Genomic DNA, 12325 nt, shown 5'->3' with positions numbered 1-12325 from the left:
TCGCTCGGGGTGCCGTCCTGCGCTGCGGTGACCCTGCGCTCATGCCAACCCTGACATGACGCGCGCCTCAAGGGCAGCGGAGGCATCAACCCCCTCCGTCCGACTGACCTTTCCATGCATCCGCGCCCTGTTCCGAAAGGGGCTTGGCCGACCCGCTCTCGCGTTCCGGTGACGTCGAACGGGACACGTTGACAGTAGTTGACAGAAAAAGTAGGAATAACGCGCCAAGCACCGGCTCGCCCGCATCGCCAGGTCCTGTTCAACCGACCCAGCGCCCTCGTTGCCGAGCCGATCTTTCCGTCATGGCCGCCAGCGCAAGGGCCGGGTCCACCGCGGAAGGATCCTTTGATGCGCCTCCTGTCCTATCTTTCAATCGCCGTTCTGACGGCGACTCCGGCTCTGGCCGATCCCATCCTGTTCACCGACCACGAAGGCCGCGAGGTTGCCTTGCCCGCACCTGCGGAGCGGATCGCGTCGATCCCGATCCCCATGGCTTCGACGCTGATCGCCATCGACGGCGCGACCGACCGGCTTGTCGGGATGAACCCGACCGCGAAATCCGCGATCCTCGAGGGCATTTTGGGCCGCATCTTTCCAGAAGCGCAGGATATCCCCTCCGACATCACGGCGCCGAACTTCATCCCGAATGTCGAGGAACTGGCCCGGGTCAATCCCGACCTTGTGATCCAGTGGGCCGGGCGCGGCCCCGATTACGTCGATCCGATCACGAATGCCGGGCTGAACCTGATGACCATCATGTATGGCACCGAGGAGCGGACGCGCGACTACATGACGATGGCCGCGACCGCGATGGGCCGCCCCGAACGTATCGAGGCGCTGATCGATTGGCGCGCACAGGTGCAGGCCGAGCTCGAGGCGCGCACCGCCGGGCTTGCCCAAGAGGACCGTCCGACGGTTCTCTATCTCCTGCGGGCAATGGAAAACCTGCGGGCCTCGGGAACCGAGAACAACTACAACGCCTGGTATCATGGCCTCGCCGGCGGCCGGAACGCCGCCGAAGAGATGGTGGGCGGCTGGGCCGATGTCAGCGTGGAACAGGTCGCAGCCTGGAATCCCGATGTCATCTTTCTCAATTCCTTCGAAGCCGATCTGACCATCGACCGCATCCTGAACGATCCGATCCTCTCGATGACCGATGCCGCCCGGAACGGCCGCATCTACAAGATGCCTTTGGGAGGCTATCGCTGGGATCCGCCGAACCAGGAAAGCCCGCTGACCTGGATCTGGACCGCCGAACTGCTGCATCCGGACCTGTTCGACTATGACCTGCGGGCGGAAATGCGCGCGGCCTATCGCGTCCTCTACGATCACGACCTGACCGACGCCGAAATCGACGAGATCCTCTGGATGGACATGCAGGGCGGTCAGGCCAATTACGCGCAATTCGCAGCCCAATGACCCTCACATCCCAAGATGCCGCCCCCCGGCGCGGGCTATTTTCGTTGCGGCCAGGCGTTTTTCCCGTGCTGACGGCGGGATTGGTTCTTACCATGCTCTATGCCATCAGCGCGGGACGCTTCGAGGTCCCCTTCGGTCGGATCCTCGAAATCCTCTGGGCGCGGGCGCAAGACCTGTCCGGCAGTCCCGAAACGATGGAGGCGCGCATCGTCGAACTGGTGCGCCTGCCGCGTGTCTTGCTGGCGGCCCTGTCGGGTGCCGCGCTGGCGGTGGGCGGGGCCGCGTTGCAAGGCGTGTTCCGCAATCCGCTGGTCAGTCCGCAGGTTCTGGGGATCAGCCAAGGCGGCGCCTTCGGCGGTGCGCTGGCGATCTTGCTCGGCTTTCACGGTGTGGTTCTGCTGGGCATGTCCTTCGGCTTCGGGCTTCTGGCCCTGATCCTCGTGGGTCTTCTTGCGCGGATCGACGGCCGGACGGAGGTTCTGACCGTCATTCTGGCCGGTATGGTGGTGGGGGCCTTCTTTGCCGCGCTTGTGTCGGTGCTCCAGTTCCTGGCCGATCCCAACACGTCGCTTCCGGCCATCGTCTACTGGCTGATGGGGTCCTTTGCGACGGCGACATGGCCCCGGCTGGGTCTGGCCGTTCCGGGAATGGCCTTCGGGCTGATCCTTGTCTGGGCGCTGCGCTACCGCCTCAATCTGCTGGCCCTTGACGAGGCAGAGGCCCGGTCGCTGGGCGTGAACCCTGACCGCGAACGTTGGTTCATCTTCGGCGCGGTGGCGCTGATGACCGGCACGTCGGTGGCGGTGGCGGGCGTGATCGGCTGGATCGGCCTTGTCGTGCCGCACGCCGCCCGCCTGATCGTGGGCGAGGATCACCGCCGCCTGATCCCGGCTTCGGCGCTTCTGGGGGCGGCGTATCTCGTGGTGATCGACACTCTGGCGCGCACGCTTACGGCTGCCGAAATCCCGCTTGGTGTGCTGACGGCGCTGATCGGCGCCCCGGTCTTCGCGGTGCTCTTGCGGCAGCATTTCAGCCGGGCGGGTGCGCCATGATCGGGTTGACGGATGCCAGCCTGTCCTTCGGGGCGCTGCGCCTTTTCGAAGGGCTCACGCTTGGGGTGCCGCAGGGGCGCACGACCGCCATTCTTGGGCCGAACGGGCGCGGCAAGACCACGCTTTTGCGGGCGATGCTGGGTTTTCAGGCGCTGGACCGGGGACACCGCCATGCGCCTGCGATCATCGGCTATGTTCCCCAACACGGCGCATCGCAGGCCAAGCTTTCAGGGCTCGAGGTCGTTATAATGGGACGAGCCGCGCGGCTGGGGCTCTTTGGCCAACCGGGCCCCGAAGATGTGACGGCCGCCCATGGGGCGCTTGCACAGGTCGGGGCCGAGAACCTCGCCGAATTGCGCTATGACCGGATGTCAGGCGGTCAGCGGCAGATGATCTTGATCGCGCGCGCGCTGGCCACAGGCTCCCGGGTCTTGGTTCTGGATGAACCGACCTCGGCGCTCGACCTCGGCAACCAGTCCCGAACCCTGTCCTTGATCGCATCGCTTGGACGGATCCGGGACCGGGCGATCTTGTTCTCGACACATGATCCTAATCACGCGCTGGCCGTGGCCGATTATGTTGTGCTGATGATGCCGGGGGGTGCCGTCTTGCAGGGGCCTGTGGACCGGATGATCACGCCCGGCCTGATGGCCGAACTCTACGGTGTTCCGATGCAGTGGGTGCGCCCTGCCGATCCGTCGGGGCGCAGCGCGATGCTGCCCGCATTCACCGGAAAAGAGGCCGCATGAGCGTGATCTGGCTGCAATCGGGGTTTGACGACCCTCCCGAACCCGTCCGGACCGCCGCGCGCTCCGGGCGCGTGACCATCCTGCGGCGGGCTGAACTGACCGGGGCGGCGCTGGGCGCGCATCGCGGGCTGATCACCGGCCTGCTGTTGGATCAGGATGCCATGATGGCCCTACGCCCTCTGCTGGAGCGGTTTTTGGACCGGGGCGGGCGCTGGGTTTTCAATGGTCATCTGGTTCGTCCTCTGGTCGAGGGGCTTTTCCCCTACCAGCCGATGCGTGCACCGCGACGCAGGGATTTCGATCTGTGCCAACAGGTAATCCACCCGATCTTCGACGGAGTCGACCCAAAGCATCTGGAAACAAACAAGGGTGTGGCCGGTTTCTACGGGCGGGGCGCAAATCCTCCGCCTCCGGGGGCGGTGGTGCTGAACACGCTGGGGCAGGGGGTGGCCGTCGATTGGGTCTGGCACCGCCCGTCCGGCGGCGCGATCTTCAGCCATGCAGGCAATGATCTGGCGCAGATCGCCACCCTGCACGGGTTTGGCCTGCATATCTGGGCAAATCTGATCGACTGGGCCGATGGCGGGCCTTGTGTGCCCGCCGATGCCCCGCGCGTGACGCGTGCGCCCGATGCGACCCGCTTTTCCCGACCTGCCGAACCGCGCGGCGCACCGGATACATCCCGCCTCATCGGCGTGACTGCGGGCACCTGTTACCACATTCAGTGCTTCGAAGGGCCGCGGTACCGCGATATTTTCGACCTCGTGATCGCGCCCGAGCGGATCGACGCCGTCCTCAGACCCGACGACATCCTGTTCGTGCCCTGCCGCACGCCGCCCCAGCGGATGATCGCCCGGCGCGACAGGCTGGCCGCCCATCTGGCGGCAGGCGGCACCATCGTGGCGATGGGCGAAAGCCGAAGCGACCTTTGGCTTCCCGAGGTTGCTTTTTCCGCCACTGAAACGAATTGGTGGTGGTGGCTGACACCCGGCGCCGATCTGGGCGTACGCCGCGCCGACCCTCATGCCTTGCTCGACGGCCTGCGCGATGCCGATCTGACCTGGCATCTGCACGGGTATTTCCACCCGCCACCGCGCGCCCGGATCTTCGTGCGCGACAGCGCCGGCCACGCCATCGCCTATGACGACAGCGTCAGCACCCCGGGGCGCATGATCGTCACATCGCTCGATCCCTGTTATCATCACGGAAGCCATTTCATGCCCGCAACCACCCGTTTTCTCGACCGGTTTCTGCCGAACCTGCGGCGCCTGCGCGCCGGGACGGTGCCGGCATGACCCATGACCGGATTTCCGTGCGCGAGGGTGGACAGGTGCTGACCTTCTCCTTCTCCACCCTCCTGTCCTATCATGGCGGCGGCTTTCCCGGCGGCGTGGTTCATGCCCTCAAGGCGATGCAGGCCGGTTTCCCGGCGCTGGGCGAAGGGCCGCTGCCGCGCCGCGACATCCACGTCCTAACCGCGTTTACCGGTCCCGGTGGGCGCGATGCCGTGGAATGCGTGACCCGCGCCCTGACCGATGGGCGCTACAGCGTGGATCGCGCGCTGGGCGGCAAGGATGTGATCAGCGATCCGCCCGGCCCTTATGTCTGGCGTTTCACGCTTGGTCATCGGCGCGTGGCGGTCACGATCCGCCCCGGCCATGTCCGCCCCGAATTCGTGAGCCTCGGGGCAATGTCGTCCCGCACGGCAGCGCAGGACGCCCGCCTCGAAATCCTCAAACACGAGCTGGCGGACCGGCTTTTGCCACTGGCCGCGCAAGATATCTACGAGGTGAGGCCGGTGGACGGATAGGGGAATATAGCACGGGGCATCCCGAAATGGGCCATTTTCTCAAGGTGATTGCGGATAACCATCTTGAGACGATACGTCTCATGCACTAGTCTTCGCGCACCGGGCTTGACCGCCCAAAGGGTCGGATATGCGCATCACAAATATCCCGTTACTCTTGGCGATGGGCGCCGCCCTGTCGGCAGCATCCCCATCGATCGCCCAGAATGTCGATCCGGCCATCCAGGAACTGGCCGAGCTTTTGGCGGCCGAAGGCTTTACGCAATTCACATTGGAAGACCCGATGTTGGGCTCTCTGGCCCTTGTCGCCGAACAGGAGGGCGTCGCTGTCCGCCTGGAACTGGATCCCGAAACCTTCGAGGTCGTGGAGGCCATCGTCGCGGTGGACGAGGATGGCGACGGTACTGTTTCGGTCGAGGAACGTCGCAACGGGATCACGGCGGACCGGTTGCCAGAGCAGGCGTCGGAGCGTGCGGGAGAAGTCATTTCGATTGCACGTGAGCGGCAGTTGGAAAACGAGCGACGCCAGAACGACGTCGCGGAAGGGGCTGTCTCGGGCGAAACCGAGACCAGCCTCGAGACTGCAAGATCCGACGGTATCCGAAGCGTCACGGTCGGGAACGGTGATGGTGGCGGGGGCAATGGTGGCGGCGGGTCTGGCGGCGGCGGTTCCGGTGGAAATGGCGGCGGCAACGATAACGGCAACGGCGGTAACGGCAGCGCAGGCAACGATAACGGCGGCGGCGGTAACGGTAACGGCAACGGCGGAAGCGGCAACGGCAGCGGAAGCGGCAACGGCGGCGGGAGCGGCAACGGCAACGCCGGTGGAAATGGGAACGGCGGCGGGAATGGCAATGGGCGCGATTGACCTTGCGCATCCCGGACCGATCCACGGCTTCCCGTCGAAATTAGACCCCTCCTCGACATAGGTTCGACGCACCGTGCCAATTGGCGTGGCAGGCAATCTGCGCTTGTGCCGAAGCGCTGGCGTTCAGGAAACGTCCGCGTTGTCCCAATCGGGGCGTGTGATGGAGAATTTGCGCATCCGCGAATAGAAGGTGGTCGCAGGGATGCCCAACAGCTCGGCCGCCCCCGACCGCCCCGACACCTTCCCGTCGGTTTCGCGCAGGCAATCGATCAACGCCCGCCGCATGTCGGCCTCCAGATCGGCCTCGGTCCGGATCGTCCGGTTGGCTTGGCGTGATCGTGTATCGGGCGTGCCGAGGTCCACGATCAGTTTGCCGCCCTGAGATACGATGACGGCCCGTTCGATGACGTTGCGCAATTCGCGCACATTGCCCGGCCAGTCATAACCCATCAGCCGCTCCATCACGTTTTGGGTGATGACCGGCGGCTTGCGGTTCATCCGTTTGGCCGCAAGTCCCAGAAGATGCGTGGCGAGCGCCGGGATATCCTCGCGCTTTTCGCGCAGCGGATGGCACAGGATCGGAAAGACGTTGAGCCAAAGGTTCAGATCCTCGCGCAGTCGTCCGGCCGCCACCTCGCGGTCGAGCGGCTTGGTCGAGGCGGCGATCACGCGCACGTCGAGGCTGCGGCCCCGCGTGTCACCGAGCCGTGTCACCTCCCGCTCCTGCAGGGCGCGCAACAGCTGGCCCTGAACCTCGGGCGGCAATTCCTCCACGTCGTCGAGGAACAAGGTGCCGCCATGTGCCAGTTCCAGCTTGCCGGGCTTGTCGCGGAGTGCGCCGGGATAGGCACCCCGGATCTGGCCGAACAATTCCGCCTCCATCGCGCCGGGGGCGACGGACCCGCAGCGCACATGGATCAGGGGGCGCCTGCGACGGGGGCTCGCATTGTGGATCGCATGGGCGACCAAAGCCTTGCCCGTGCCCGCCTCGCCCGAGATCAGCACGGTCGCATCGGTGCCTGCCACCAGTTCGACCCGCATCAGCAACTGACGCACCGCTTGCGAACTGCCGATGATGTCGTGATGGGCGCGCTCGGTGGTGATTGCCTCCTGCAGGTAGGCGTTTTCCTGTTCCAGCCGGTCGCGCAGGCTGGCGATCTCGGCCAGCGCATCGTGCAAACGTTTCTCGTTTTCCTTGCGCTCGGTGATGTCGCGAAAGATCACGACGGCGCCCGCCAGAACCTGTTGATCGTAGATCGGGGTCGAGACGTATTCGACCCGGATCGGCCGCCCGTCCTTGCGCCAGAAAACCTCGTCCTCGATCCGATTCACCTGTTCGAAGCGGAACGAGCGGTAGATCGGGCAATCGTGGGAATGGTAAATCTCGCCGTCGACATGATGGTGGTGGATCATGTCATGGATCGGCTTGCCCAAGAGATCCTCGGTGGTCCAGCCCAGCATCTCCTGGGCGGCGCGGTTTACGAAAGTGGTCTTGCCTTCGGCGTTGACCCCGTAGATCCCTTCGCCCGCGGCGTTCAGGATCAGCTGGTTCTGGTGTTCCAGTTCGGCAAAGAAATCATGGGCGCGCTTCCATTCCTCGATGCCTGCGCGGTGCAGGCGCACCGTTTCCACCAGCTGCGCGCGGCGTTCCAGTTCGGCAAGATCCAGCAGCATCACGAAGATATGGCTGTCGCCTTCGGCGATGCGGCGCGCGCGCAATTCGCAGGGCAGGGGCGTGTCCGCGACCATCAGGTCCACGTCGCGCGTCCATGCCTCACCCCGGTGGTCCACTTCCTCGATGAAGACGATGAAGCGGGGCAGGGCGGGCCCCAACCAGCAGGAGAAGACCGCACCCCGTTCCGCCCCGGCCCCCAGCATCCGGCGTGCGGCCGCGTTGAGGGTCGTGATGCGGTCGGTAGACGTGTCCAGCACCAGCGCAGCCTCGGGCACTGTGGCGACCAGCGAATCAAATGTCAGGGGCGTGTCGAGCATGACCGAAGTGTAGTGCTGCGACGCGGCAGGGCGTCACGATATTTCGTAAATTACGAAAATTCGTGATAATTGCATATGATGCGATCTACCTAACAGTTGGAAATAAATGTAAATTCATATAATGCTGAAATTTTAGGCGCATGCTTCCCCCTTGGGCGTTGGGCTTTCATCATGGTTGCAGATGTCCAACACAGGGGATGAGCCATGTCCGTCAAGAGCCTCGGTAACCCGTTTTCCGACAAAACCGACCTTCGCCACGGCGCCGATTGCGGCTGTGACGGATGCGCGGCCCATGCGCAGGCCGAATTGAGCCGCACCGCCACCACCATGTCGGCCGAACAAATGGTCGAACGCGCCATCGAAAGCGCGGTGGTCCGCTCGGTCTTCGGCCACAATGACGTCCAGCGTCGCGCCTTCATGGGAATGGTGGGCGGCGGGACGTTCGCCTCGATCCTCGCCTCGGTTTTCCCGATGGATGCGGCCAAGGCGGCCATTCTCGACAATCTCGGGCCACCGGAAAAAGCGGACCTGAACATCGGTTTCGTGCCGATCACCTGCGCCACGCCCATCATCATGGCGCAGCCGATGGGGTTCTATGAGCGCTACGGCCTGAATGCACAGGTCATCAAGACCGCCGGTTGGGCCGTCGCCCGCGACAAGTCGCTGTCGGGCGAATACGACGCCTCCCACATGCTGACGCCGATGCCGCTGGCGATGACGCTGGGCGCGGGTTCGGTCGCGGCACCCTACATCATGCCGGCCGTCGAAAACATCAACGGGCAGGCCATCGTCCTGCACAACGACCACCTCGACAAGCGCGATCCGAGCCAGTGGCGCGGCATGACCTTCGGAGTGCCCTTCGAATATTCGATGCACAACTTCCTGCTGCGGTACTACGTGGCGGAATTCGGTCTCGACCCCGACACCGACATCCAGATCCGCGTCGTGCCCCCGCCCGAGATGGTGGCGAACCTGCGCGCCGGGAACCTCGACGGCTACCTGTCGCCCGACCCGTTCAACCAGCGCGCGGTCTGGGAAGGCATCGGGTTCATTCACCTGCTGACCAAGGACATCTGGGAAGGGCATCCCTGCTGCGCCTTCGCGGCTCCCTTGTCCTTTGCCACGGAACTGCCCAACACCTATGGCGCGCTCTTGAAGGCGATCATCGACGCCACGCAATACGCGTCGGATCCGGCCAACCGCGAGGAAATCTCCGCCGCCATCGCACCCGAGAACTACCTCAACCAGCCGGTCGAAGTGATCCAGCAGGTTCTGACGGGAACGTTTGCGGATGGTCTGGGCAACGTGCAGCGCGTCCCCGACCGGATCGATTTCGACCCGTTCCCCTGGCATTCCATGGGCGTCTGGATCCTCACCCAGATGCGCCGCTGGGGCTATATCGAGAACGACATCGATTACCGCGCGGTGGCCGAGCAGGTCTATCTCGCCTCGGATGCACGCCGGATCATGGAGGATCTGGGCTACGAGGCGCCGACCGAGACCTACCGGACCCACACGATCATGGGCAAGACCTTCGACCCGGCCGACCCCGTGGGCTACATCGACAGCTTCGCGATCCGGCGGACCTGAGCCATGCCACAGCTCAGCATCAACCAGCGTGGCGCGCTTCTGTCCGTGGTGATCCTGATCGTCGGCCTCCTGTTTTGGGAGGCCGCGATCCCGCCGCAGCAGCTGGCGACCGAGATGACGGAATACGAACGCCTGATGGGGGGCGGGTCACCCCGCGCCGCCATACCGCCGCCGTCGGACATCTTCGCCAAGGCGTGGGAGGAATTGTCGAACCCATTCTACGACGCGGGCCCCAACGACAAAGGCATCGGGATCCAGATCGGCTATTCGATCTATCGCGTGTTGTCGGGCTACCTGCTGGCCGCTGCGGTGGCGATCCCCTTGGGCTTCCTGATCGGTATGTCGCCCGTGGCCTATCGCGCGCTCAACCCCTACATTCAGGTGTTGCGGCCGATTTCGCCGCTGGCCTGGATGCCGCTGGCCTTGTTCGTCATCCGCGACAGCGAGGCGAGCGCGATCTTCGTCATCTTCATCTGTTCCATCTGGCCCATGCTGCTCAACACCGCCTTTGGCGTGGCGGGTGTGCGCAAGGATTGGGTCAATGTGGCCCGTACCCATGAACTGGGCGCTGTCCGCACCGCGTTCCAAGTGATCCTGCCCGCCGCAGCCCCCACCATCGTCACGGGAATGCGGATCTCCATCGGCATCGCGTGGCTCGTGATCGTCGCGGCCGAGATGCTCGTGGGCGGGACCGGCATCGGCTATTACGTCTGGAACGAGTGGAACAACCTCGACCTTACGTCGGTGATCTTCTCGATCCTCATGATCGGCATTGTCGGCATGGCCCTGGATAGCGCTTTCGGCGCGCTCCAGCGGGTCGTGGCCTACGCGGAATAAGGACCAGAACCATGGCAAAACCTTTTCTCAGCGTGGAACGACTGACCCAGACCTATCCCGATGCGGCGGGCGGTGAGACGACGGTGTTCGAGAACGCGAGTTTCGGGATCGAGCGGGGGGAATTCGTCTGTATCCTCGGCCATTCCGGCTGCGGCAAATCGACGATCATGAACATCCTTGCCGGTCTCGCGTCGCCCACATCGGGCGTGGTGACCATGGACGGGGCCGAGGTATCGGGCCCGTCCCTCGACCGGGGCGTCGTGTTCCAGAACTACTCCCTCCTGCCTTGGCTTTCGGCGCTGAAAAACGTGTCCTTCGGCGTGCAAGCCCGCCACAAGGACTGGTCGAAGGTCGATGTGGAAGCGCATTCGCGCAAATACCTCGCCATGGTGGGGCTCGAGGGTGACGTGGTCTTGCGCAAGCCCAGCCAATTGTCGGGCGGTATGCGGCAGCGCGTGTCGATCGCGCGCGCCTTCGCCAACCAGCCCAAACTGCTCTTGCTCGACGAGCCTTTCGGCGCGCTCGATGCACTGACGCGCGGCACCATCCAGGAAGAACTCCTCAAGGTCTGGAGCCAGACGGAACAGACCGTCTTCATGATCACCCACGACATCGACGAGGCGATCTTGCTGGCCGATCGCATCTTGTTGATGACGAACGGTCCCTATGCCCGCGTCGCGGAAAGTGTCCAGATCACCATCCCGCGGCCGCGCAACCGCACCGAAATCGTCGAACACCCCAATTATTATCCGATCCGCAACCACCTCGTTCAGTTCCTCGGCCAAAGGTCCAAGGTTCTGTCGGGCCAGCCGTCGGGCGGCGAAACGCAAACCCCCGAAACCGTGGTGATCGACAAGACCAAGCCCGCCGGCGGCCCCGAGCCCGAGGCCCGGCTGCGCGCCGTCAACGACTGACGCCGCCCCATTCGCAAGAGGAGAGACCGCGATGAAAGACACATTCGAACGCCCCGTCATGATGACCATGGAAGACGTGACCGTCATGATCCTGTCGGCCAAGAAACAGGCCGGCCTGACTTGGGAAGGCATCGCCGACAGCATCGGCATGTCGCCCGTCTGGACCCATTCGGCCTGCATGGGCATGAACGCCTTTCCCAAGGACAAGGCAGAGTTGCTGGTGGCCAAGATGGGCCTCCCGCAAGAGGCAGTTTCGGTGATGACCGAGCCGCCGACCAAGGTCTGGTCGCAGGCCGTGCCGACCGACCCTTGCATCTATCGCCTTTATGAAATCGTCGGCGTCTATGGCCCGACCATCAAGGCGCTGATCGAGGAGAAATTCGGCGTGGGCATCATGTCCGCCATCGATTTCGACATGCAGATCACCCGCGTGGAAAATCCCAAGGGCGACCGTGTGAAGCTCGAGATGTCGGGCAAGTTCCTCGGCTACAACAACTGGTAAGCAAGGGCGCAGGCGCGCCCGTCGCCAGATACCGCGCCGTCCCCGGTCTTGTGCCGGTCGGTTTCCGTACCCCCCCCGTCCCCTGCGGCGGGGGGTGCTTGTTTTTGGTGCGGAGCAGACACCTTGGACGATGCCGTTCCGGACTGGATAAGAGGCGGGTATCGAAAGATACAACCCCATGTCCTTTTGGACCGAAGCGCCATCCCTATGAGCCATTTAGCGCACCTTAACTTTCGATAGTGTCCGGCTCGGAAGGAGACCGGCATGGAAATACGGACGGCGCAATCCCGCGAGGATGGGGCGGCTATCGCAATCACCGACCTGCGCGCTCGTCTGGAGCTGGACGGGCGGTCCGCGCCCGATTTCGTGGCCCTCCATTTCGCGGTCGGCCTCGACCCGGAGGATATGGCCTCGGCCGCCCCTGCCGCCTTCGGCACCGCCGCGCTCCATGCCGGAACCTCTTGCCTTGGCGTCATGGGGGCGGACGGCCTTTGCCTTGACGGGGCGGGCAGCGGCGCCTTTGCGATCTGGGATCCGGGCGGCAGCTATGGCACCGCCTCGGCCGAGCTGGGCGCCGATGCGGCGGGCGCCGCCC

General features: G+C 64.4%; 12 protein-coding genes. 11 read left to right on the top strand and 1 reads right to left on the bottom strand.

The genetic code is table 11. The features are described 5' to 3' along the window. Positions 1-348: 348 nt before the first annotated feature. From QQK63_RS13040 to QQK63_RS13015, 6 genes are all read left to right on the top strand, one after another. Positions 349-1419: an ABC transporter substrate-binding protein gene (locus QQK63_RS13040; protein WP_277828785.1), complete on the top strand. Its 1071-nt coding sequence runs from the start codon at positions 349-351 to the stop codon at positions 1417-1419. A 92-nt stretch (positions 1420-1511) separates the two neighbouring features. After that, positions 1512-2471, top strand: a complete 960-nt coding sequence (locus tag QQK63_RS13035) for a FecCD family ABC transporter permease (RefSeq protein WP_277828783.1) — start codon at positions 1512-1514, stop codon at positions 2469-2471. Beyond that, the gene (locus tag QQK63_RS13030; RefSeq protein WP_277828780.1) at positions 2468-3220 is read left to right on the top strand and encodes an ABC transporter ATP-binding protein; all 753 of its coding nucleotides are present in this window, start codon (positions 2468-2470) and stop codon (positions 3218-3220) included. The genes QQK63_RS13035 and QQK63_RS13030 overlap by 4 nt, the downstream gene beginning before the upstream one ends. Next, on the top strand, positions 3217-4515 hold the full coding sequence (locus tag QQK63_RS13025) for a hypothetical protein (protein ID WP_277828778.1): 1299 nt from the start codon (positions 3217-3219) through the stop codon (positions 4513-4515). Before QQK63_RS13030 ends, QQK63_RS13025 begins: the two co-directional genes overlap by 4 nt. Beyond that, entirely contained in the window at positions 4512-5030 is a 519-nt protein-coding gene (locus QQK63_RS13020; protein WP_277828776.1) for a hypothetical protein, read from the top strand. The genes QQK63_RS13025 and QQK63_RS13020 overlap by 4 nt, the downstream gene beginning before the upstream one ends. Positions 5031-5157: 127 nt before the next feature. Further along, the gene (locus tag QQK63_RS13015) at positions 5158-5895 is read left to right on the top strand and encodes a hypothetical protein (protein WP_277828774.1); all 738 of its coding nucleotides are present in this window, start codon (positions 5158-5160) and stop codon (positions 5893-5895) included. A gap of 123 nt (positions 5896-6018) precedes the next feature. Here the strand turns inward: QQK63_RS13015 and QQK63_RS13010 are convergent, their stop codons facing one another. After that, positions 6019-7887, bottom strand: a complete 1869-nt coding sequence (locus QQK63_RS13010; protein WP_277828772.1) for a sigma 54-interacting transcriptional regulator — start codon at positions 7885-7887, stop codon at positions 6019-6021. Between the two features lie 204 nt (positions 7888-8091). Here QQK63_RS13010 and QQK63_RS13005 point away from each other — a divergent pair, with 204 nt between their 5' ends. From QQK63_RS13005 to QQK63_RS12985, 5 genes are all read left to right on the top strand, one after another. Next, positions 8092-9477 carry a CmpA/NrtA family ABC transporter substrate-binding protein gene (locus tag QQK63_RS13005; RefSeq protein WP_277828770.1) on the top strand — a complete coding sequence of 462 codons (1386 nt, stop codon included), beginning with the start codon at positions 8092-8094 and terminating at the stop codon, positions 9475-9477. Between the two features lie 3 nt (positions 9478-9480). After that, positions 9481-10314 carry a nitrate ABC transporter permease gene (gene ntrB / locus QQK63_RS13000; RefSeq protein WP_277828768.1) on the top strand — a complete coding sequence of 278 codons (834 nt, stop codon included), beginning with the start codon at positions 9481-9483 and terminating at the stop codon, positions 10312-10314. Between the two features lie 11 nt (positions 10315-10325). Then, a complete protein-coding gene (locus QQK63_RS12995) occupies positions 10326-11228 on the top strand; it encodes an ABC transporter ATP-binding protein (RefSeq protein ID WP_277828766.1) in 903 nt (300 codons plus the stop codon). Positions 11229-11259: 31 nt separating this feature from the next. Further along, complete coding sequence (gene cynS / locus QQK63_RS12990) at positions 11260-11730, top strand: cyanase (RefSeq protein WP_277828764.1); 471 nt, start codon at positions 11260-11262, stop codon at positions 11728-11730. A gap of 264 nt (positions 11731-11994) precedes the next feature. Then, the coding region (locus QQK63_RS12985; RefSeq protein ID WP_284283221.1) for a hypothetical protein at positions 11995-12325 on the top strand (331 nt) is incomplete at its 3' end.

The organism is Roseicyclus marinus, from assembly GCF_030163795.1.
Taxonomy (GTDB): Bacteria; Pseudomonadota; Alphaproteobacteria; order Rhodobacterales; family Rhodobacteraceae; genus Roseicyclus; species Roseicyclus marinus.
Note: the sequence above shows the minus strand (reverse complement) of the source record. Positions and strands in the feature narration are given on the sequence as shown.

Bases quoted from the DNA above. Each gene is read 5' to 3' on its own strand.
- QQK63_RS13030 (WP_277828780.1), top strand. From the start codon at position 2,468: ATGATCGGGTTGACGGATGCCAGCCTGTCCTTCGGGGCGCTGCGCCTT.
- QQK63_RS13040 (WP_277828785.1), top strand. From the start codon at position 349: ATGCGCCTCCTGTCCTATCTTTCAATCGCCGTTCTGACGGCGACTCCG.
- QQK63_RS13010 (WP_277828772.1), bottom strand. From the start codon at position 7,887: ATGCTCGACACGCCCCTGACATTTGATTCGCTGGTCGCCACAGTGCCC.
- ntrB (WP_277828768.1), top strand. From the start codon at position 9,481: ATGCCACAGCTCAGCATCAACCAGCGTGGCGCGCTTCTGTCCGTGGTG.
- QQK63_RS13035 (WP_277828783.1), top strand. From the start codon at position 1,512: ATGCTCTATGCCATCAGCGCGGGACGCTTCGAGGTCCCCTTCGGTCGG.
- QQK63_RS13015 (WP_277828774.1), top strand. From the start codon at position 5,158: ATGCGCATCACAAATATCCCGTTACTCTTGGCGATGGGCGCCGCCCTG.
- QQK63_RS13020 (WP_277828776.1), top strand. From the start codon at position 4,512: ATGACCCATGACCGGATTTCCGTGCGCGAGGGTGGACAGGTGCTGACC.
- QQK63_RS13025 (WP_277828778.1), top strand. From the start codon at position 3,217: ATGAGCGTGATCTGGCTGCAATCGGGGTTTGACGACCCTCCCGAACCC.
- cynS (WP_277828764.1), top strand. From the start codon at position 11,260: ATGAAAGACACATTCGAACGCCCCGTCATGATGACCATGGAAGACGTG.
- QQK63_RS13005 (WP_277828770.1), top strand. From the start codon at position 8,092: ATGTCCGTCAAGAGCCTCGGTAACCCGTTTTCCGACAAAACCGACCTT.
- QQK63_RS12995 (WP_277828766.1), top strand. From the start codon at position 10,326: ATGGCAAAACCTTTTCTCAGCGTGGAACGACTGACCCAGACCTATCCC.